The organism is bacterium, from assembly GCA_030652805.1.
Lineage (GTDB): Bacteria > JAHJDO01 > JAHJDO01 > JAHJDO01 > JAHJDO01 > JAHJDO01.
The window spans coordinates 22660-43357 of the sequence record JAUSPT010000056.1 but is presented as its reverse complement, the minus strand read 5'-3'; the positions used below and the strand labels follow the sequence as shown (position 1 = coordinate 43357).

Below are 20698 nucleotides of genomic sequence, written 5' to 3'. Positions count from 1 at the left end.
GAGTCCTAATACCTTCCATATTTCTTTACACAATCCATTACAAACTGGTATTTTCTGAAACTCACGTCCAGAGGTATAGAATGGTCTGAATGGAAAAGATAACCTCCGCCTTTTTTGGCAATTTCAAATTTTTCCTGAATTTCCTTTTCAATTTTTGAATCATCAGGATCCTCCATCAACATTACATTAATTCCCCCAAAGAGTGCGATTTTATCCCCGTATTCTGGTTTAAGTTCCCTTAAATCCATTCCTGCTTTTACCTCTAATGGCTGAAGACAGTCAAAACCATGCTTGATTAAGGATGGAATTAATCCTTTCACACATCCACAAGAGTGAAGAATAGTTTGCATCTTATGCTCATGAAACCAGTCATTGCGTTTCTTGTCTGATGGAGCTATAATTCTCTCATACATGCTAGGTGAGAACAGGGAGCTGTTCCTGTATCCCATATCGTTATAAACCCATACCCCATCAAAGCGAAATCCTTCTTTGTACATCATCTTTACTGTCTCAAGAATTAAATCAGATGTCGTATCAACCATTTCCTTGATCCATTCGGGATCAGTAGCCATAAAAATAAGCAGTTCTTCACTTTTAATATAAGACTGCAGAAGATCGTAACCGCTTGCTGCGCCAAAGACTATATATAATCCATCTTCTCTAGCTTTCTGGTAGTACCCCCATGCAGATGCCCAGTCTATACGTTTAAAGTCTGGTTTTAGTCGCTCTTTTATAAACGGCCAATCGTTCTTTTTCTTAACCGGACACTCTATTATTTCTGGAGTGGTTGAATAGTCCCTATGGTTTCTTCTGATTCCACCTGTGGACGTTGTCTCAACAATATACTCTTCATTTTCTTCAATAATCTTTGTTGTCAATCGCGGTGTGAGATTCGCACTAATGTTGACAATATCATATCCAAAATACTTTCGAGGGCTTTTTCTCTCAGGTAATCCCTGCTCATGCCATTTCTTTATTGTTGCACCCCATGGACTGTCATGAATAGGCACACGGTCTGGAATTTTTCTTGAAATTGCTGTTTTTACTCTCTCTTGAGAGCTCATTTTTTCTTGAGACATAGTTTATGTTCCTTTTATTTTATTTGGAATTACCTTTTATAATATCTATCATATCCTTTACAGCCCTTTCCAGCCCGACAAATACGGCGCGTGATATAATTGAATGTCCGATATTTAGTTCTTCTATTTCCTTGATGTCGGCTATTCTTCTCACATTGAAATATGTCAACCCATGCCCTGCATGCACAATAAGCCCATGTTTTCTGGCATAACCTGTAGCGCCTACAATCTTCTTGAATTCATATTCCATAGCTGACTGACTGGTTGCATTTGCATAACTCCCCGTATGCAGTTCAATAGCGTCTGAGTTGACCTCTAAAGACGCATCTATTTGGGATATTTCAGGATCTATAAAAAGATTCACAACAATACCCTTATCCTTGAAACGCTGGATTATCTCCTTTAATTCATTCCTTTTCAAAACTACATCCAGCCCGCCTTCTGTTGTCACTTCTTCTCTCTTTTCAGGAACTAAACTTACCTGATCAGGTTCAAGTTTCAGAGCAATATCAACGATTTCAGCTGCAATTGACATTTCAAGATTGAACCTTATGTTTACGATTTCTTTTATTAATCTTATATCTCTATCATTGATGTGTCTTCTATCCTCTCTTAAATGAGAAACAATGCTATCAGCACCTGCGGTTTCGCATAAATGAACTGCTTTAACAGGATCAGGTTCAAAGGTTTTTCTAGCTTGTCTAACTGTTGCAATATGGTCTATATTTACACCTAATTTTGACATTGCATATCTCTTTTGATGGATAGAGTGAGTTAACTTATCCCCTTATTACCCCTTTTCTTGCACAAGAGAAGGGACAGATATTCCAATTATGTCTTTAAGCAGTACCTTTACTGTAAGAGGAGTAATTTGAACAAGTTTTACATCTGCAGGTAGTTTAATTTGTACTGGCAAAACATATTTCCCCTTGTTTAAAGCACTTACATCTACAAAAACAAGAATGCTTTCAGAAGTTAGTTTATCTACAACATGAGATGCGCCTCTTATTTGCACACTTACATACTTTGGATTTAGTTCCGCTTGCAAGATAAAAGAAAATGGATGTACTACCTTTACAACAACATTCCTTAACACTTTATCTTTTTCTCTTCTTTTTGCAACATCTGCCCCCTCCTCCCCTGATATATAAAACCAAATCATACAGGCAATAAAAAATGACAATATTTTAAATCCCCAATTTTTGAACATTACTTATTTCTCTTCCATATCCAGAAAGCTTTTTTACTTTTCTCACTAGGAGCATATAAGTTATGCAATATTTTTCTCAAAGTAATACCATCTATATCACGTGTCAGCTTTCTCCTTATTGCAACAGAGATACCTCCAGTTTCTTCTGATACTACAATTACTGTTGCATCGGTCTCTTTTGTTAAACTCAAGGCAGCTCTATGTCTGGTTCCCAGCACTCTCCCGATATTAGGCAGTTCTACAAGAGGCAGAATACAGCTTGCAGCGACAAGTTCTCCTCGCTCAATTATGACTGCGCCATCGTGAAGCGGTGAATTAGGAGTAAAAATACTGCTTAACAGTTCACTTGTAACTTTAGCATTTATACGAACACCTGTTTCCATATAATCTTTCAGACCAATTTCACGACCAATTACAATAAGTGCACCAATATTCTTTCTGGAAAGCATATTTACAGATTTTACTATTTCGTCTATTAACTCATCTTCTTGCAAGGATATATTAAGTGGATTCTGTCCTATTCTTGAAAGAGCACGCCTTAATTCAGGTTGAAAAACAATTAAGATGGCTATTACGCCTATAGCTAATACTTTCTCAAGTATCCAGCTTATCGTGTATAAATTCATAATCTTTGCCAAAAGCGCAACAAGCACAATGATAAAGAGTCCCTTCATAACCTGGATAGTTCTGGTGCCTTTAATAAACAAAAAGACTCTATAGAAAATAACAGCCAATACAAGAATTTCTACAAAATCTCGCCAGCCTAAAACCGAAAAAAACCTTATAGTATTATTAAGAAAGTCTGAAAACACTAAACATCCTTTATAGCTTTTATCATATCAATAACTCTTCTTGTCTCTACAACATCATGAACGCGAATAATGCTTACATCCTTTAAGACAGCATATGCCACTGCAGCTAATGTACCTTCAAGTCGTTCCTTAACATCTAAATTAAGCACATTTCCTATAAACGATTTTCTTGATGGGCCTAAGACAACTGGCTTTCCCAGTATCTTGAATTCACTAATTCTATTAATAATTTTTAAATTATCCTCTGTAGTTTTGCCAAACCCAATTCCTGGATCTACCAAGATATTATCTTCTCTTATTCCAGCATCCTGTGCCAGGGCTATACTGCTTTTTAATTCCTCTATAATATCTGAGACGACCGACCTGTACTTACCCTCCCTTTGCATAGTTTGCGGGTTTCCTCTCATATGCATAAGAATAATAGGAACGTCATAATGCGCTACGATTTTACCAAGTCCCCTGTTCCCTTTCAATCCGCCTACATTATTTACCATACAAGCACCTGCGTCCAGAGCTTTCTTCGCAACTTCTGTTTTTCTTGTATCAATTGAAACAGGCAGATTAAATTTCTTAACTATCTCCTTTATCAAAGAGATAACTCTGGCGCTTTCTTCTTTTTCACTGACTGGTTCTGCGCTCGGACGCGTTGACTCACCTCCTATATCTATAATATCCGCCCCCTCTGCGACCATCTCATCAACCCGATTTATTGCCTTTTGACGTGTATTGTACAATCCTCCGTCAGAAAAAGAATCTGGGGTCACATTCAATATACCCATTAATGCTGGTTTTTTCCTCAAATCTATTGTGTGTTTACCACATCTTAATATGAATTTACTATGCATGGGAAATTATCTGAATCAAGATTCCTTTTTACGAGATTTATTTGTTGGTTTCTTCTTTGCAGATTTGCCTTCAAGAATAGCCTCTACATCCTTTCTATCAATTACTTCTTTCTCCAATAATTCTTTTACAATTTTATCCAATTTGTCCCGATTCTTCTTAATAGTATTTTCTGCCTGTTTATATGCATTTTCAACCAGATTGCGAACTTCTATATCTATCTTCTTTGCTGTGTCCTCGCTATATTCCCTTTCTTCTGTTATATCTCTTCCAAGAAAAACCTGATTATGCCTGCGGCCAAATGAAAGAGGACCAAGCTTCTCGCTCATTCCCCATTCACATACCATTTGTCTGGCAAGCTCCGTAGCGACCCTTATATCATTCTTGGCGCCTGTATATGTATTATTAAACACTAATATCTCTGCAGCTCTTCCTCCCATCAAACTTACTAGATTACTCATATAATGGGATTTGCTCTCAATATACTTATCCTTCTCAGGTAATATGTGAGTCAAGCCCAGAGCTCTTCCTCTTGGAATAATTGAAACTTTATGAATGGGATCTGCATCGGGCAAGTAATACTGAACCAATGTATGCCCAGCTTCATGATAGGCAATAATTTTCTTCTCTTCATCACTAATAACAAGACTTTTTCGCTCTATTCCCATCATTACTTTATCTCTGGCTTCCTCAAAATCAGACATTTCAATCTTGCTTTTATTCTTTCTTGATGCAACAATTGCAGCTTCATTACATAGGTTCTCCAGATCTGCACCTGACATACCAGGAGTCCCTCTTGCAACAACATTAAGAGCAACATCTTTGCCAAGCGTAAGGTTCTTTGTATGAACTTTCAATATACCCATTCTGCCTTTGATATCTGGCATCTCAACCATAATAGTTCTATCGAATCTACCTGGTCTCAGAAGTGCTGGATCCAGCACATCTGGCCGATTTGTTGCAGCAATTAAAATTACACCCTCTTTTGTATTAAATCCGTCCATTTCCACAAGTAAAGCATTTAGGGTCTGTTCTCTTTCATCATGTCCACCGCCAAGACCAGCAAAGCGCTGCCTGCCTACTGCGTCAATCTCATCTATGAAAATCAAACACGGACTATTCCTTTTTCCCTGCTCAAATAAGTCCCGCACACGCGATGCCCCCACTCCTACAAACATCTCTACAAAATCAGAACCGCTTATACTGAAAAAAGCGCATTTTGCCTCTCCAGCAACTGCTTTTGCCAAGAGCGTCTTTCCTGTGCCTGGATGCCCCATCAATAATACCCCTTTTGGTAACTTGCCGCCTAATTTCTGAAATTTCTCTGGGGTCTTTAGAAATTCTATTATCTCCTGTAGCTCCTCTTTTGCTTCATCTATACCTGCTACATCTTTAAAAGTTATTTTAGGTCTATCTTCCTTTATCATCTTGGCTCTGCTTTTACCAAAGGAAAATGCTTGTTTGCCACCAGACTGCATCTGTCTATATACAAAGAACCACAGAAAGCCTATAAATAATAAAAATGGAATCGTGCCTACTACTAGTTGCTGCCATATACTTGTCTCTGGTTTCCCTTTTACCTCAACATTATGCTCCTTTAGAAATTTCCATAAATCTGGATTTTCTATTGCATATGTTGTGAATTTATCTCCAGTAACATATTGTCCTGAAATATTCTTACCTGCTATTTCAACGTTTTTCACACTGCTAGCATTAATATCTGCTATGAATTGACTGTATACAATCTTTTTTGTACTCTTTCCCTGCATTTGCGAAAATTGGACAAAGAAAATTACTATTATTCCAAGCACAAGCCAGATAGCTAATGTTTTATTAAATTTGTTTAATTTGGGTTTGTTCAACTTGGGTTTGTTCAATTATGAGCTCCTTATACCTATTCAAATTATACCACGAATATTAGCACACACGTTATGAAAAGACAACAGAGAATCCTACTTAGAAAATCTCACTTTCAAAACTTGTTTTGTCTTTGCAGTCACCTTAAACCTCTCGCTAATTCTTAAGCCTATCAACCAGATAATATCAGTTTTATCAGTTAGAAACAGTACCTTGCTTTTTTCAGGCTGGGGAATCTTTTGGTCTATAAGAAAATCCTTTATCTTCTTTTTCCCCTTCATTCCCAATGGTTGAAATGTGTCTCCCTCTTTCCGAGTTCTTATAAAAACAGGTTTCTTAATCTTATTATAATCAAAACTCCCTTGATATGGATTCTGCATGGAGAATTCGAGATTAGTTTTTCGCTTGGAAATTGCGCAGATTAGTTTTACTCCAAACTCAGGAACAAGAGTTTCCCCAGGAATCTTAACAGGATAGATTATGCTACATATATTCTGTCCCTTGCCTCTGCGAATAACTAACTCCCTGCGCAGCCGTTCTACTATTAATCCATTAGGCAGATCTATATGCCCATAAGCTAAATTGCTGTTTAGCAGCTTTAATACTTCATTCCAATGTTGATATGTAATCTGCCTTAGAGTTCCAGTCAGCTCTTTAATCCCATATCTAAGAACTCTTCTTTGAATTGCTAAAGGGAAATCTTCGATTTTTTTAACGCTTAAATGTATACTTTCATCATTTGCATCGCTGAATTCCCCCTTTTTTCTCTGCTTCAAGACAGCCTGACTATAAAATTTCTTTGTAACCTCTTCTAGATATTCATTGTCTTCTTTTAAAATATCAGCAGTATTGACTAAAACTCGCTTTATGTCCTTGTTATAGTTTTCTTCTAAAAGGGGAATTAGTTCTAATCTGACTTTATTCCTGAGAAATTTATTATCAGCATTAGAGGAATCAGTACGCGCACTGATTTTTTTCTCTTTCAGAAACGATTCAATTTCTCTTCTATAAATATTCAGTAATGGACGAATAACTTTTAGGTTACCAATGTATCTAACAGGATAAATACCTATTAGCCCCTGTTCTCCTGCTCCTCTTAGCAGTCTCATGAGCACAGTTTCAGCATTGTCATCTGCAGTGTGGCCTAGAGCGATTTTTCTTATATTTAATTTATCTGCTATTTGTTTATAAAATTCATATCTCTGAATTCTGGCAGCTTCTTCCAAGGATAGCTTGTTTGCTTTTGCAAATTTTCTTACATCCTTCTTTCCAATAAAAACAGGAAGTTTCAATTTTTTTGACAACCTTCTCACATATCCAGCATCTTTATCGGATTCATTTCCTCTAAGCATATGATTTAAGTGAACTACATAAAGCTGAAGATTGTAGTTATCCCTGAGTCCCATGAGAAGATACAAAAGAGCTACAGAATCTGGGCCTCCAGAAACGCCAACAAGTAAACTATCTCCCTTGGAAATCATTCTGTAATTCTGAATAGTTCTTAATACCTTTTGTTTAGACATATTTTTCATATTGTTATATTATCATCTAAAAAAGAAAATAATATAGAAAAAACATGAAAGGGGCAAAATGAAAAATCCAATAATTCTGCATGTCAATTATGTTGAGCAGGGACAGTCCATCTCTGAAATGTGTAAAAAGGCAGTTGAATGGGAATACGACGGCATCGAGTTCCGTCAAAAGCGTTCAGAAGTTGACGAAACGCCTGAACAATATTTAAACTCAATTGCTGAAGCTGTTCAGAAAACAGGGCTCAAATATGTTCTTTTTGGTGCTCCTGGGGCAAATCTTATGTCAGATGATGACGAAATGCGAAAGAAAGAAATTAATGAGTGCATTGTGTTTTACAGAATGGCTGCCGAGCGGTTTGAGCTTACTGTTTGTAATACAATGGCTGGCCCACTCTCTACAAAAGCTGAACCAAGCTACAAGTACGACAAGCAAGGTTCTGCAATTGCCACTCCTGACCAGTGGAAATGGGCAGCAGAAAGATTTAAAACGCTTGGCGATCTTGCTTCAGAGCTGGGATTTCGATTCGCCTTTGAAACACATATGAATTATATTCACGACATTCCTGAATCTGCAAAAAAACTTGTTGATATGATTGATAGGAAAAGTGTGGGAATTAATCTGGATTACGCAAATATTGCCTGCTTTCCAAAACCTGTTTCGCTTTCCGAAACCGTTAACATATGTGCTAACAGACTATATTATGTGCATCTAAAAAACATATTTCGTCTTCGAAACACACCGTACAACAGTTTTATAGCCTGTGGTCTTGGAGACGGGATTGTCAATAACCGTGAATTTCTGCGTATTCTCAAGGAAAAGGAATATCAGGGTCCAATTTGTATTGAAGCTCCAAGACAAGGCGATCGAGAATTGTTTGCAAAGCAGGACATCGCTTATATTCGAATGTTGTTAGAAGACTTAGGGTAAAGATAAAAAATAAAATCATAAGGAGTAAAAATGGCTGCCAGACAAAAGACAAAAAAAGTATATGTTATGACAGACTTGGAAGGACCAAGCGGTGTAAATGGTCGCTGTGCTGATACAGGGATTGGGAACAAAATTATTAATGAAGAGACTGCGTGTCGTCTATTAACAGAAGAAGTCAATGCTGTAGTTGAAGGATTGTCCAATGCTGGTGCAAAAGAGATTATTGTGATTGATGGTCATGGCGGAAGCAATTCTATTCATATAGAAAACCTTCATCCAAAAGCTGAGCTTAAGATATACGGAGGAGGAGTTACTCCAATTACTTGCGTTGATGCAAGTTATGATGCCGCTTTGCATATTGGAGCGCATTCCATGATAGGGGTCAAGGATGGCTTTATGAATCATACCTTTAACAGCCATTCATGCAGCAATATGTGGCTTAATGACATGCCTGTAGGCGAGATTGCCATCTTTGCACTTTTATGTTCATACTTTGGTGTCCCGACAATTCTTGTCTCTGGTGATAGAGCCGCTTGTAGAGAGGCCAAAGAATTTCTTGGGAAAGTTGAAACTGTGGAAACAAAAATAGGGCTAAGCCGCTATTCTGTTATTAATAAAAATCCGGTAAAAGTGAGAGAAGAATTGCGTCAAACAGCCAAACAAGCATTAGAAAATAGAAATTCATTTCCAATTAAAAACATAAAACATCCTTATAGATTAAAGATAGAATTGATGTGTCCTAATCAAGCAGATGCCTATGAAAAAAAAGGCGCAAAACGACTTGACCATCAGACTGTTCTTATTGAAAGTAAGGATTTCATGGATCTGTGGGCACAAAGAGTTGGCTGGGCACCTGGAATTCATAACGCTCGTTTTAACATTCATTTATAAGATCATATACTGCCTACAGCGAAAAACCAAACATTGGTTGCGCAGACCGTTGACAAAATCTCTTGAGGTGCTAGAATTAGCAGGTACTTTTGCGTGTATGGAGACGAATATTGAAAGCAAAGATTAAAGAAATAGAAGAAAAGTTCGATTCTGAAATTAAAAACATTTCTCTTCCTGAGCATTTGGAGGAAATAAGAGTAAAATACCTCGGAAGGAAAGGGGTTCTCACATCTCTGTTAAAACAAGTTTCAGCATTATCAAATGATGAAAAACCAGTATTTGGCAGATTGTTAAATAATTTAAAAACTAATATAAGTGCTAGGATTAGCGAGGAGCTTGCCAGTATTAAATCAGTAAAAAGAACTGAGGCAAAATTAGACATATCCCTTCCAGGAATCAGTCCTTCAATTGGCACTAAACATCCCCTTACACTTATCACTCAAGAAATCAAAGAGATATTCTTTGGCTTGGGTTTTGAGACAGTAACAGGTCCTGAAATAGAAACAGAATACTACAATTTCGAAGCACTTAATACACCGGAAGATCATCCAGCCAGAGATGGACATGATTCATTTTATATAACAGACAAAATCTTACTGCGCACACATACATCCCCGGTTCAGATTCGCGTTATGGAAAAACAAAAACCTCCTGTAAGAGTAATTGCTCCTGGCAGATGCTTCAGAAGAGACGCAACTGATGCTACACACTCTCCAATATTTCATCAAGTGGAAGGATTGGCTGTAGATACAAATATCACGTTTGGAGACTTGAAGGGCGTTCTGGAAGTATTTGCAAGACAGCTATTTGGCAGGCAGACAAAAATCAGATTTAGACCTGACTTTTTTCCTTTTACTGAACCAAGCGCAGAGTATGCGTTCTCCTGTGTCAATTGCAAAGGCAAAGGGTGCAGAATATGCAAAAATACAGGATGGCTTGAAATAGGAGGCGCGGGTATGGTGGATCCAGAAGTATTCAAAATGGTGCACTACGATGCAGAAAAGTATAGCGGATTTGCATTTGGCATGGGTATTGAGAGAATTGCCATGATAAAATACCACATTCATGATATACGAATGTTTTTTGAAAATGATCTAAGATTTTTAAGACAGTTTTAGCGGAGGCGTAATGAAGGTCCCTTATAATTGGTTGAAGGAATATATAGACATAAAATTATCCCTTGAAGAAATTGCAGAAAAATTAACCATGTCAGGATTGGAAGTTGCTGACATACAAAGGCTGTCAAATCTTGATGAACCTGTTTTAGATATAGAAGTTACAGCAAATAGAGGAGACTGTTTAAGCATAATTGGTATAGCAAGAGAGATTGAGACACTGACAAACAAACATGTTAAATATCCTCAGGCACTAAAAAAATGCAGTGCGAATAAAGAAATCGAAAAATTAATAGACATATCAATAAAGGATACTTCTCTCTGCTCCAGGTATGCTGGGAGAATAATTCGCAACGTTAAAATAGAGCCTTCTCCATCATGGCTTGCAAATAGGTTAAAAGCAGTTAATATCCGTCCTATAAATAATATTGTTGACATAACGAACTATGTTTTGATGGAAACAGGGCAGCCTCTTCATGCATTTGATTACAACAAAATATCAGGTAAACAAATTACTATAAGAAGGGCAAGACAAAATGAGTCTATAGTTGCTCTGGATGAGAGTAAAAGACAGCTCTCTCGGGATATGCTGGTCATAGCAGATAAAAAAGTTCCTATTGCTATTGCAGGTATCATGGGAGGTATTGGTTCCGAGATAGATAAGCAAACAACAGATATATTTCTAGAAAGTGCTTGTTTTCATGCCGGGTGCATAAGAAAGACGTCTAAAACATTAGAGTTATCTTCAGAATCATCGTATCGTTTTGAAAGAGGCGTGGATCCGAATGGAGTTGTGTCTGCACTTAATAGAGCAGCCTATCTCATAGAAAAGACCGCACATGGAAAATCAGTAAAAGGGATTGTAGATATCTATCCAAAGAAATTCAATAAGCAAAACATACAACTTAGAATCCAGCAAATAAAACGAATTTTAGGTATTGACATACCCAAAAACAAGTTAAAGCATATAATGCTAAACCTGGGTTTTGAAATCAAACAGGATAGTTTAAATAATATCAAGGTACTGGTTCCTACATATCGTCAGGATATTAGGCGAGAAATAGACCTGATTGAAGAAATTGCCCGCATCTATGGATACAATAACATTGATACTACAATGCCTCGAGGACAAACCAGTTCATGTGGCAAAGGAGAGTTTGAAAAGCAAACAGATGCTCTGAAGAACATATTGTCTTCATGTGGCATGGCCGAGATATACACATCAAGTTTTACCAACTCAGAAAACCTAGATAAAACTGGTCTGTCTTCTGATGGAGTAAAAATTACTAATCCTCTGGGAGATGACCAAAATATAATGAGAACAAGCCTAATACCTGAGATGCTGAGTGTAATTAAGAGAAACTTAAACAGGTCTCTTTCTGAAATTAAATTATATGAACTTGGGCAGGTATTCTTTGAAAATAATTCTTCATATCATGAGAAAACATACCTATGCTGTGGGATTGTGGGAAACGTTTCTTTCTTTGATATCAAGGGCATATTAGAAACAATCTTGTATAGACTTGGGATTGAAGACCATTGCCTATACTATAAAAAGCACCAGGTATTTACTTCTGATTGCTCAGCAAGCATAGATATTCAGGGACGCAATATAGGCATAATAGGAGAAATTAGCAGTAATGTATTAGAGAAATACAACATTGATGAAAAGGTGTTTCTTCTTGAGATTGGGTTCTCTAATTTATCAAAATACATAAACCTATCCCCTGTTTTTAAGGCAGTTCCCAAATACCCGGCCAGTGAGCGCGACATAGCTTTTACTATTAAAGAAAACGTATCTAATGCTGATATTATGAACATAATGTGGAAAGCTGGTGGAGAGATTGTTGAAGACGTAAAATTATTTGATATATATCGCGGCAAACAAATTCTCTCTGGACATAAAAGTATGGCCTATTCGATTTGCTATCGTTCCAATAAGAAAACGCTTACTGACGAGGAAGTAAATCAGGCGCATTCAAGGATAGGGCGTAAGCTTATATCACAATTAGATATTACTTTAAGAAAGTAGGAAAATGCTGGACGAGAAATTAGAAGTTTTAGACCAAAAAATCCAGGAAAGACTTCAAAAGATACAGGAGATAAAAAGCGAAAGAGATACTCTGAGGGAAAGTGTTAATTCTCTTCAGGTGCAACTTTTTGAGTTGGATAAGAGATATAAGAAATTGGAAGAATCAAGTAAAATATCAGATTATATTAAAGAACAATACAGAATATTTAAGGATGATAGAGTGCTTATTAAGTCTAAAATAAACAAATTATTAAAACAACTAAGGAAATTTTAAGAAATCATGGAATCTATTGGCAAAGTCTTAAAAAAAGCAAGGCTTGAAAAAAAATTAAGGCTTCAGGATGTATATACACAAATAAAAATAAGTCCTTCATACCTTAAAGCATTGGAGAATGACACTGCTGACAGTCTGCCATCCCCTGAATATGCAAGAATATTTTTAAGAGGATATACAAGCTTTCTTGGCTTAGATACAGAAAAACTCCTGACGCAGTATGAGCAATGCTCCAAACCTTCTCAAAGTTATAGAGAAAAAAGTCCGGACGGGAAAACAAAAAAGAAGCTATTGTTTCTCTCCGCTGTAGCATTAATTTTAGCATTATTCATAGCAATCATTTCTACAGTTAGACATTTTGTTAATACTGTTGACAGAATTACGCTTGAAGAAACACGTGATTATTCTGCTCCAGATATAGCAGATTCACCATTAGTAACAGATGATACCAGCCTTATAATTAGTGAGAAAACCATAAATAAAAAACCTGCTTCTGTAAATACTGGCATATCCGATGAAAAAGATATTTTCCCCTTAAAAAATCAATCTGCTCTTGATAAATATGTTAAAAGCGAAAGCGAGCTGCTGGAATTAAAATTCACAGCAATAGATAAAACATGGGTTAGAATCTTTGCTGATGACAAAAAATTATTTGGCGGTACATTGCATAAGGGAGACGAGAAAGTGTGGTATGCTAAAGAGAAATTTCATTTCAGAATAGGAAATGCTGGGGGTGTTGTAATAGAGTTAAATGGCAAAAAAATGCCCATTCTTGGTAAAAAAGGAGAGGTTTTTAAAAAGGTTATTGTAACAAAAGAGGGGATAAAAATTCCATAATGAACATGCCCAATAAATTAACATTTATACGTATACTGGCTATTCCTTTTCTTATTATTGCCTTGTTGGTAAACCATGTTTCTAATAACTTAGTTTACATTGCGATTGGTAAATATATGGCATTACTTATCTTTATTCTGGCATCCCTTACTGATTTTTTTGATGGGGTTATCGCTCGCAGGGAAAAGAAGATAACCAATTTTGGCAAATTGATGGACCCAGTTGCTGATAAATTACTTGTAGCGTCTGCCCTTATTGTGTTCATTGGCATGGGGCTTTTTCCCTCATGGATGGTTGTCATAATAATAAGCAGAGAATTTATCATTACAGGCCTTCGTAATCTAGCGGCTACCAAAGGTGTGATAATAACCGCAGGTCTGCTTGGTAAGCATAAAACTATCTCTCAGATTACAGCTATAATAATAACACTTATTGCTCTTTGCATCAGAGATACTATGATAGTGTTTAATTCATGGGAAAATGTCCTATGGCATGCTAAGCCACTGGATATATGGATGCACTCCCTCCTAACATGGGTCATGAGTGTTGTGGTAATTTTCTCTGTCATCTCTGGTATTGGCTATATGATTGAGCACAAGGACCTCATTAGAGAAGCTGCTCATCAATGAAAAATTTAATTAGACTAATATCCTCTTTTCTCCTTATTGGATATTCTCCATACGCTCCCGGAACTGTTGGCAGTTTAGCAGGATTGGGATTGTATTGGATTCTATCCCACCATTATTCTTCAGGATTATATTTTCTGATACTTGGTCTATTATTTATTGTAGGAATCCTTATTGGCAAAAAAGCAGAAGAAGTATTTGGAAAAAAAGACTGCAGGAAATTTGTTCTTGATGAGGTCTTTGGAATTCTCATAGCATTGACAATGGTACCTTTTCGTCCATTTTATATTATAACAGGCTTCATACTATTCCGTATATTCGACATTCTTAAACCATTCCCTGCTAAGATGGCAGAGAAACTCCCTCATGGCTGGGGAGTAATGCTTGATGATGCAGTTGCAGGAATCTATACTAATCTAATCCTGCAGATAGTAGTGTTGGGAAATAAATTCCTGCATACTGGCTAGCAATGCCTGATTTAATTTGTATTAAAAATTATAATAATAGAATAGAAGCTGAGCTTGCAAAGAGTTTCCTTGAAGACAGTGATATTGAAGCTATTGTTTCTACTGATGATTGTGGCGGTATTTACCCTAGTTTATCACTGGTCACTGGTGGAACGCGATTATTAGTTAAAGAAGAAGATGCCCAAAAAGCACTTGAGGTTTTGGAAAATTTGATGTTTTGAAAAAACGTTGAGAATTTTAGAAAATGAAATGCCCAGTTTGTTCAAGTAATTTAGTAGAGATAAAATTTAAATCAGCATTTGTAGATATTTGCCCTCGTTGTAAGGGTACATGGTTTGATTCAGACGAATTAGTAGATTTTGTCAGGACTTTAACAGAGAGCGAAGAAATTTCTCCGCAAATACCACAGTTGTTTAATGAACGTATAGTAAAAACCTTGAATAGCGTTAAAGAGAACAAAGATAAAGTTTGTCCCAGATGTAATCAGAAACTTAAAGTATTTAATTATGCCTATGATTCTAACGTCTTTTTGGACAAATGTCCGCATTGCCAAGGTATGTGGGCTGATGAAGGAGAAGCTAAAAAACTTGCCAGATATCTTAAAGAAGATCCAAGAATTACGTCAATTGCTAAAAGTTTTATTAAAAAAGATCGAGCTATGCAAGATTCACAAGATTTAGCAAAAATTAGTAGAACTTTAACAAGATCAGCAAATCCCGTTGTTTTATCTATACCCAAAATGATTATTCCTCTTTCAGACGATACTCCGAGACAAAGGGTACCCTTAGTAACAATTTTCATAATGATTTTATGTGTGCTGATTTTTATAGGTCAGGTATTTTTTATTAGAGATCCATTTGCGTTTGTCCAGAAGTTTGGTTTAATCCCAGCACATTTTTTAGGCATAGGTTTAATTTCTTCCATGTTTTTACATGGAGGGTTGCTTCATTTAATAGGAAATATGTTCTTTCTATGGCTTTTTGTGAGTAATGTTGAGGATAGATTTAGCCGTTTTGGATTTCTTGTTTTTTATCTTTGTTGCGGGTTATCTGCAAACATATTACATAGCTTTTTAAATTGGAACTTGTCAATACCTACGATGGGTGCTAGTGGTGCAATATCTGGGATTATGGGTGCTTATTTTATCTTTTATCCTAAAGCCAGGATTAATATTTTCGTTATTTATAAAATATTGCGTGTGCCTGCATTTTTATATTTAGGAGTTTGGGTTTTATTCCAGTTAATGTTTGGTTTTACATTTAAGACAACAGGCGTATCAAATATTGCTTGGTTTGCACACATTGGAGGTTTCATTTTTGGCGGTCTTTTTGCTTATTTTAAAAAGAAGGCGGTTATTATAAAGGGGTAATAATATTTAGCATTATTTTGAATGGAGATTTGATGTTTTGAAATGGTTTTTGTCTTGTAAATTATGAGGCCTATGGTATATGCTTGACTTTGGAAAATAAGGGAGGAAATATTATGAATAATGAATCTTTATCTGCGTCTTCAGAGCCTCAAGAAACTCCACAGACAAAAGAGCTCATGGGAATTGGAGAACTGCTGAAAATAAGCTGGTCAGTAATAAAGAACAATATAGTAATTCTTCTTGGAATTGCTGCACTTTATCTAGTAGGATGTTTAACAGCTATTTCCAAAGCATTCACATTTCCTGTAATTATCATCGACTGGGTTACTTCCATAGGATTGACTTTTGCGATAAATAATATTCTCGAAGGTAGGACTGCAAATATTAAAGAATCCTACAAAGCGGGTCTTGAAAAAATTTTCCCATATGCATGGGTAAGCATTCTTGTGTTTCTGTCAACATTTGGAGGGTTTTTACTGTTAATTATCCCTGGTATTATATTTTTTATCTGGTTCGGTTTTGCTCCCTATGTATGTATAATTGAAGAGATTGGAAGTACTGGCGCTCTCAAAAGGAGTAAACAGCTCGTAAAAGGTAACTGGTGGTATGTACTTAAGGCGTTGCTTGTATGCGCAATTGTGTATGGAATATGCATATGTATACCATTTGGTCTTCTGTATGCCATACTGGGCTCTGCTTTGAAAGTCCAAGTTCTAAGAATAGCAGGAGGTTTAGCAATGATAGCCTCAACAGCGGTTTATGTCCTGATGTTTAGAAATCTGAGAGACATTAAAGGATAGAATGAGAAAAGTTAAAACAAGTTTTATCTTATTATTGCTATTTCTTACTTTAATATGCCCATATCGTCAATTTTTACATGCTGAAGACGGAGATGTATATATTATTCCTGTTCATGGAATAATTGATCTGGGACTTGCAAGCTTTGTTAAACGTTCAGTTCAGGAAGCAGAAAAGGCAAATGCTAAGGCAGTGATTCTGGATATTAAAACATACGGCGGCAGGGTTGATGCAGCAGTAGATATAAAAGACGCTCTTTCAAATCTAAAAATGCTTACTATAGCGTATGTGAATCCAAGAGCCATATCCGCAGGTGCGCTTATTGCTCTATCGTGTAAACACATAATTGTTGCCCCGGGCAGTATGATAGGTGCAGCCTCTCCTGTTAAAATTGGTTTTGCTGGTATGAGTCAGGAAAAAACAGGTGAGAAAGAAATATCCTTTGTGCGCTCAGCATTCAGAGCAGCAGCGGAACAGAACAATCATTCCACAGAATTAGCAGAGGCAATGGTTGATCAGGACATTGAAGTTAAAAAGATAATTAAAAAAGGCAAATTACTTACACTCACAGGATCTGAAGCTGTAAAGATAGGTCTTGCAAAAAACGAGGCAAAGTCCATTAAAGAGATATTGAGGTTATTTAATCTGGATAAATTTAGTATCAAAAAAACTCGTACTAACTGGGCAGAACATGTTGTCAGATTTCTAACACATCCTATTGTGAGCTCATTACTTTTAACACTTGGATTCTTAGGACTACTGTTTGAAATAAAAACGCCTGGATGGGGAGTTGGGGGAACTATTAGTGTAATATTTTTGGCTCTATTTTTCTGGGGGCATTATATTGTGGGACTTGCAAATATTATGGATATAGTTTTATTCATTATAGGGGTTGTGCTGTTATTTACTGAATTATTTATAACACCTGGATTTGGATTTGTTGGATCAGGCGGACTGTTCTGTATTCTGGCAGGAATATATCTCGCGCTTGTAAAACAGCCCATACCCAAATTCTCATGGGAATTTAATTTATTAAACAATGCTCTTTATACAATCAGTGGTGCAATTTTAGCCTCAGGAACAGTATTTGCTCTGCTGTTAAAATATCTTCCCAAGAATAAAGGATTATGGAGCCAGCTTGCTCTGTCTGCCTCAGAAAAACAGAAAAACGGATTTAACGCTTCATCTACTGAGATGCATACTCTGGTTGGAAAGAGAGGGGTTGCTCATACAAACCTCAGACCGGCAGGCAAGGCAATGATAGACGATAAACTATGGAGCGTAATGACTGACGGAGATTTTATTGAAGAAGGAGCCGAGATTGTTGTTGAGAAGGTTGAGGGAAACAGAATCTTAGTAAAAACTTGGAGGCAGGCTGACTAAATGTGGACTATAATTCTTTTATTCATTGCAGGAATAACATTCATCTTTATTGAAATCTTTGTGCCTGGAGGTATATTTGGCCTTGGCGGATGTCTGGCAATATTTGGCAGTATATTCCTATGCTTTAAAAATTATCCCTCATTAGGCTTTTATGCCCTGCTTCTGGAACTGGTTTTTGCAGGTATAGCAATAATACTTGCATTAAAGTTTTTGCCAAAGACAAAGTTCGGACAATATGTTATTCTCTCTAAAAAAGAGAGTAAAAATGAAGGATTCGTCTCTCATGACAGCTTGGAGGATATAAAAGATAAGGAAGGAATTGCTCTGACCCTCCTGAGACCTGCAGGAAAGGCTGAAATCAATGGGCAGAAGTTTGATGTCGTAACGGAAGGAGGTTATGTCCGAAAAAATGAAAAAGTAAAGGTGATGATGGTCAGCGGAAAGAAAATTGTTGTAAGAAAAATCTAAAATCAATAACCGAAAAGGAGAAAAAGAGATGAAAGTATTAATGTTTATACTCATAGCAGTAGCTGTTTTGCTTGTAATAACTATTGCCAAATTCTTTAGCTTATGGCTTAGAGCAATGGTATCAGGCGCACCGGTAAGTATGATAAAACTTGTTATTATGAGACTTAGAGGAGTTCCAGCCAGCATTATAGTGAATACCAGAATTATGGCTGTAAAAGCAGGCCTGGATATATCCTCGGATGAGCTTGAAGCGCATTATCTGGCTTCAGACGGTCAGCCAATAATGGGAAAACCTGCAAGCGGTACATACCATGTGGAAAGTGTTGTCAAGGCTTTAATATCAGCCAGTAAGGCAGAAATAGCGCTTGATTTCAAAAAGGCAACTGCAATTGACCTTGCAGGCAGGAATGTTCTTGAAGCTGTACAGACAAGTGTAATGCCAAAGGTAATTGACTGCCCTGATCCCACTAAAGGCGCTTCAACTGTAGCTGCAGTAGCAATGGATGGAATTCAGCTAAGAGCAAAAGCCAGGGTTACCGTTAAGACCAATATCCAGCAGCTTGTTGGAGGAGCAACTGAAGAAACGATTATTGCACGTGTTGGAGAAGGAATCGTAACCACAATTGGTTCTGCACAAACACATAAAAAAGTGCTGGAAAATCCAGATATGATATCTAAAAAGGTATTGGAGAAAGGTCTTGATTCAGGTACTGCATTTGAAATACTCTCAATAGATATTGCGGATGTTGATGTAGGAGATAACATTGGTGCAATACTTCAGACAAAACAGGCTGAGGCAGATAAACAGATAGCTCAGGCTAAGGCAGAAAGCCGCCGTGCTATGGCTGTTGCTTTGGAACAGGAGATGAAAGCTAAAGTTGTGGAAATGAGAGCAAAGGTTACAGAAGCTGAAGCAGAAGTACCAAAAGCAATGGCAGACGCTTTCAGAAAGGGAAATCTTGGTATTATGGACTACTACAAGATGAAGAATATTCAGGCAGATACCGGGATGAGAGATTCGATCGCAGACGGTACAAAGGAAACAAAATCCAAAAAAGAATAAGGTGATAACATGGGTTCAATAATCAAGATACTATTCTTTGTAATATTCTTTGGCGTTTGGGTTATAAAGATCGCAAAGAAATTCTCTGAGATGAAAAATACCCAGAGCCGCACATCTTATAGCCCTCAAAGAAAGGAGAATCTTCCTCAACCTGCTGACTCCTTTCCAGAACTTGATTTTGAGAAAAAACAAGAGGATGAGGAACCTGTTTACGAGGCAGATCAGGATGCAGTTAGAGGATTTCTCAAGGAACTCAATCTTGTAAAAGAAGAGGAAACTCAAGAATCCGAGGACTATCTTCAACCTGAGTTTGTTGAAGATGAGGTTAAAGAAATTCCTGAAGAAGAATTTAAAAAGCCTGTTGAGGAGAAAGTAGAAAAAGTTCCTGCGGTTAATTTTGAAGACAATTTCTGGGAATCAGAAGAGGAGATATCTGCATTATCATTGGGGATATCTGACGCTAGAACAGGCATTATAATGTCAGAAATTCTCAGAAAACCGATTGCACTTAGATAAACCCCGGTAAAACAGGTGGTGGGCCCACAAGGATTTGAACCTTGGACCAACGGATTATGAGTCCGGCGCTCTAACCAGGCTGAGCTATGGGCCCTGTTCAGTTTAAAACAGAACAGTGTGTATTATACAAAATTTTATATTGATGGCAAGAAATTTTCTGATTCCTAAACAACCATAAGCTTGCCTGTTGCTTCAGCGATAAGCAAGTCTGACTCAGACTGTACTTTTGCTTTTGCAAATACAATCCTATGAGTTTTTTTCAGAAGTTCGCCTGTTAGAACGTACTTCTTGCCTACATAAGCCGGATTTTTAAATCTCACATTGATTTCAGCTGTAAGACAATTAATTCCGAGTTCAAAAGCCAGCTTCCCCATTGCCTCATCCAGAAGAGTGCTTATAATACCGCCATGCACTATGTTTGCATAACCTTGAAGAGAACTGCGGGGGACAAACTCTGCCTGAATCCTATTATCTGAAACTTTAAAATCAATCTTTAATCCATCTGGATTTTTCTTGCCGCATACAAAACACTTATGATTATCCTCAAGCTTCATAATTTAATCCCTCCAAATTTTACACTTTAGAACTTATTCTGATA

23 protein-coding genes and 1 tRNA gene are annotated in these 20698 nt (G+C 36.9%); 15 read left to right on the top strand and 9 right to left on the bottom strand.

The window, feature by feature from the left end; all coding sequences use genetic code 11:
• Positions 1-5 precede the first annotated feature (5 nt).
• The 7 genes from Q7J67_06585 to tilS form a co-directional block, all read right to left on the bottom strand.
• On the bottom strand, positions 6-1079 hold the full coding sequence (locus tag Q7J67_06585; GenBank protein ID MDO9464947.1) for a uroporphyrinogen decarboxylase family protein: 1074 nt from the start codon (positions 1077-1079) through the stop codon (positions 6-8).
• 19 nt (positions 1080-1098) lie between these two features.
• On the bottom strand, positions 1099-1824 hold the full coding sequence (locus Q7J67_06580) for a pyridoxine 5'-phosphate synthase (protein MDO9464946.1): 726 nt from the start codon (positions 1822-1824) through the stop codon (positions 1099-1101).
• A gap of 45 nt (positions 1825-1869) precedes the next feature.
• A complete protein-coding gene (locus Q7J67_06575; GenBank protein ID MDO9464945.1) occupies positions 1870-2241 on the bottom strand; it encodes a CdaR family protein in 372 nt (123 codons plus the stop codon).
• A 47-nt stretch (positions 2242-2288) separates the two neighbouring features.
• Complete coding sequence (gene cdaA, locus Q7J67_06570) at positions 2289-3101, bottom strand: diadenylate cyclase CdaA (protein ID MDO9464944.1); 813 nt, start codon at positions 3099-3101, stop codon at positions 2289-2291.
• The gene (gene folP / locus Q7J67_06565; GenBank protein ID MDO9464943.1) at positions 3101-3946 is read right to left on the bottom strand and encodes a dihydropteroate synthase; all 846 of its coding nucleotides are present in this window, start codon (positions 3944-3946) and stop codon (positions 3101-3103) included. The genes cdaA and folP overlap by 1 nt, the downstream gene beginning before the upstream one ends.
• Positions 3947-3961: 15 nt before the next feature.
• Positions 3962-5821: an ATP-dependent zinc metalloprotease FtsH gene (gene ftsH, locus Q7J67_06560; GenBank protein ID MDO9464942.1), complete on the bottom strand. Its 1860-nt coding sequence runs from the start codon at positions 5819-5821 to the stop codon at positions 3962-3964.
• Between the two features lie 75 nt (positions 5822-5896).
• Positions 5897-7324: a tRNA lysidine(34) synthetase TilS gene (gene tilS / locus Q7J67_06555; protein ID MDO9464941.1), complete on the bottom strand. Its 1428-nt coding sequence runs from the start codon at positions 7322-7324 to the stop codon at positions 5897-5899.
• A gap of 67 nt (positions 7325-7391) precedes the next feature.
• On the opposite strand from tilS, the gene Q7J67_06550 reads away from it, so the two are divergent.
• The 15 genes from Q7J67_06550 (at position 7392) to Q7J67_06480 (ending at position 20100) form a co-directional block, all read left to right on the top strand.
• Positions 7392-8261 carry a sugar phosphate isomerase/epimerase family protein gene (locus Q7J67_06550; protein ID MDO9464940.1) on the top strand — a complete coding sequence of 290 codons (870 nt, stop codon included), beginning with the start codon at positions 7392-7394 and terminating at the stop codon, positions 8259-8261.
• A 30-nt stretch (positions 8262-8291) separates the two neighbouring features.
• Positions 8292-9152, top strand: coding sequence for a M55 family metallopeptidase (locus Q7J67_06545; protein MDO9464939.1), 861 nt, complete (start codon positions 8292-8294; stop codon positions 9150-9152).
• A 110-nt stretch (positions 9153-9262) separates the two neighbouring features.
• Positions 9263-10270 carry a phenylalanine--tRNA ligase subunit alpha gene (gene pheS, locus Q7J67_06540; GenBank protein MDO9464938.1) on the top strand — a complete coding sequence of 336 codons (1008 nt, stop codon included), beginning with the start codon at positions 9263-9265 and terminating at the stop codon, positions 10268-10270.
• 10 nt (positions 10271-10280) lie between these two features.
• Positions 10281-12299, top strand: coding sequence for a phenylalanine--tRNA ligase subunit beta (gene pheT / locus Q7J67_06535; GenBank protein MDO9464937.1), 2019 nt, complete (start codon positions 10281-10283; stop codon positions 12297-12299).
• Between the two features lie 4 nt (positions 12300-12303).
• A complete protein-coding gene (locus tag Q7J67_06530; protein MDO9464936.1) occupies positions 12304-12573 on the top strand; it encodes a hypothetical protein in 270 nt (89 codons plus the stop codon).
• Positions 12574-12579: 6 nt separating this feature from the next.
• Positions 12580-13410: a DUF4115 domain-containing protein gene (locus Q7J67_06525; protein ID MDO9464935.1), complete on the top strand. Its 831-nt coding sequence runs from the start codon at positions 12580-12582 to the stop codon at positions 13408-13410.
• Positions 13411-13415: 5 nt separating this feature from the next.
• Positions 13416-14039: a CDP-diacylglycerol--glycerol-3-phosphate 3-phosphatidyltransferase gene (pgsA, locus tag Q7J67_06520; GenBank protein ID MDO9464934.1), complete on the top strand. Its 624-nt coding sequence runs from the start codon at positions 13416-13418 to the stop codon at positions 14037-14039.
• Positions 14036-14503 (top strand): phosphatidylglycerophosphatase A, encoded by a 468-nt coding sequence (locus Q7J67_06515; protein ID MDO9464933.1) that lies wholly within the window; start codon positions 14036-14038, stop codon positions 14501-14503. Before pgsA ends, Q7J67_06515 begins: the two co-directional genes overlap by 4 nt.
• A gap of 2 nt (positions 14504-14505) precedes the next feature.
• Positions 14506-14724 (top strand): DUF2007 domain-containing protein, encoded by a 219-nt coding sequence (locus Q7J67_06510; GenBank protein ID MDO9464932.1) that lies wholly within the window; start codon positions 14506-14508, stop codon positions 14722-14724.
• A gap of 188 nt (positions 14725-14912) precedes the next feature.
• Complete coding sequence (locus tag Q7J67_06505) at positions 14913-15872, top strand: rhomboid family intramembrane serine protease (protein ID MDO9464931.1); 960 nt, start codon at positions 14913-14915, stop codon at positions 15870-15872.
• Positions 15873-15985: 113 nt separating this feature from the next.
• Positions 15986-16672, top strand: a complete 687-nt coding sequence (locus Q7J67_06500; protein ID MDO9464930.1) for a hypothetical protein — start codon at positions 15986-15988, stop codon at positions 16670-16672.
• A gap of 1 nt (position 16673) precedes the next feature.
• Positions 16674-18053 (top strand): NfeD family protein, encoded by a 1380-nt coding sequence (locus tag Q7J67_06495; GenBank protein ID MDO9464929.1) that lies wholly within the window; start codon positions 16674-16676, stop codon positions 18051-18053.
• A complete protein-coding gene (locus Q7J67_06490) occupies positions 18054-18521 on the top strand; it encodes an NfeD family protein (GenBank protein ID MDO9464928.1) in 468 nt (155 codons plus the stop codon).
• Between the two features lie 28 nt (positions 18522-18549).
• Complete coding sequence (floA, locus tag Q7J67_06485) at positions 18550-19584, top strand: flotillin-like protein FloA (GenBank protein ID MDO9464927.1); 1035 nt, start codon at positions 18550-18552, stop codon at positions 19582-19584.
• A 9-nt stretch (positions 19585-19593) separates the two neighbouring features.
• Positions 19594-20100, top strand: coding sequence for a hypothetical protein (locus Q7J67_06480; GenBank protein ID MDO9464926.1), 507 nt, complete (start codon positions 19594-19596; stop codon positions 20098-20100).
• A 16-nt stretch (positions 20101-20116) separates the two neighbouring features.
• Here the strand turns inward: Q7J67_06480 and Q7J67_06475 are convergent.
• Both Q7J67_06475 and Q7J67_06470 read right to left on the bottom strand, forming a co-directional pair.
• Positions 20117-20194: transfer RNA gene (locus Q7J67_06475), tRNA-Ile, on the bottom strand.
• A gap of 70 nt (positions 20195-20264) precedes the next feature.
• The gene (locus tag Q7J67_06470; protein ID MDO9464925.1) at positions 20265-20654 is read right to left on the bottom strand and encodes a PaaI family thioesterase; all 390 of its coding nucleotides are present in this window, start codon (positions 20652-20654) and stop codon (positions 20265-20267) included.
• Positions 20655-20698: the final 44 nt, after the last annotated feature.

Bases quoted from the DNA above. Each gene is read 5' to 3' on its own strand.
- Q7J67_06515 (MDO9464933.1), top strand. From the start codon at position 14,036: ATGAAAAATTTAATTAGACTAATATCCTCTTTTCTCCTTATTGGATAT.
- Q7J67_06525 (MDO9464935.1), top strand. From the start codon at position 12,580: ATGGAATCTATTGGCAAAGTCTTAAAAAAAGCAAGGCTTGAAAAAAAA.
- floA (MDO9464927.1), top strand. From the start codon at position 18,550: ATGAAAGTATTAATGTTTATACTCATAGCAGTAGCTGTTTTGCTTGTA.
- Q7J67_06495 (MDO9464929.1), top strand. From the start codon at position 16,674: ATGAGAAAAGTTAAAACAAGTTTTATCTTATTATTGCTATTTCTTACT.
- Q7J67_06530 (MDO9464936.1), top strand. From the start codon at position 12,304: ATGCTGGACGAGAAATTAGAAGTTTTAGACCAAAAAATCCAGGAAAGA.
- pheT (MDO9464937.1), top strand. From the start codon at position 10,281: ATGAAGGTCCCTTATAATTGGTTGAAGGAATATATAGACATAAAATTA.
- Q7J67_06470 (MDO9464925.1), bottom strand. From the start codon at position 20,654: ATGAAGCTTGAGGATAATCATAAGTGTTTTGTATGCGGCAAGAAAAAT.
- Q7J67_06575 (MDO9464945.1), bottom strand. From the start codon at position 2,241: ATGATTTGGTTTTATATATCAGGGGAGGAGGGGGCAGATGTTGCAAAA.
- Q7J67_06585 (MDO9464947.1), bottom strand. From the start codon at position 1,079: ATGTCTCAAGAAAAAATGAGCTCTCAAGAGAGAGTAAAAACAGCAATT.
- folP (MDO9464943.1), bottom strand. From the start codon at position 3,946: ATGCATAGTAAATTCATATTAAGATGTGGTAAACACACAATAGATTTG.
- tilS (MDO9464941.1), bottom strand. From the start codon at position 7,324: ATGTCTAAACAAAAGGTATTAAGAACTATTCAGAATTACAGAATGATT.
- Q7J67_06545 (MDO9464939.1), top strand. From the start codon at position 8,292: ATGGCTGCCAGACAAAAGACAAAAAAAGTATATGTTATGACAGACTTG.
- Q7J67_06510 (MDO9464932.1), top strand. From the start codon at position 14,506: ATGCCTGATTTAATTTGTATTAAAAATTATAATAATAGAATAGAAGCT.
- Q7J67_06550 (MDO9464940.1), top strand. From the start codon at position 7,392: ATGAAAAATCCAATAATTCTGCATGTCAATTATGTTGAGCAGGGACAG.
- pgsA (MDO9464934.1), top strand. From the start codon at position 13,416: ATGCCCAATAAATTAACATTTATACGTATACTGGCTATTCCTTTTCTT.
- Q7J67_06480 (MDO9464926.1), top strand. From the start codon at position 19,594: ATGGGTTCAATAATCAAGATACTATTCTTTGTAATATTCTTTGGCGTT.
- Q7J67_06500 (MDO9464930.1), top strand. From the start codon at position 15,986: ATGAATAATGAATCTTTATCTGCGTCTTCAGAGCCTCAAGAAACTCCA.
- Q7J67_06580 (MDO9464946.1), bottom strand. From the start codon at position 1,824: ATGTCAAAATTAGGTGTAAATATAGACCATATTGCAACAGTTAGACAA.
- Q7J67_06490 (MDO9464928.1), top strand. From the start codon at position 18,054: ATGTGGACTATAATTCTTTTATTCATTGCAGGAATAACATTCATCTTT.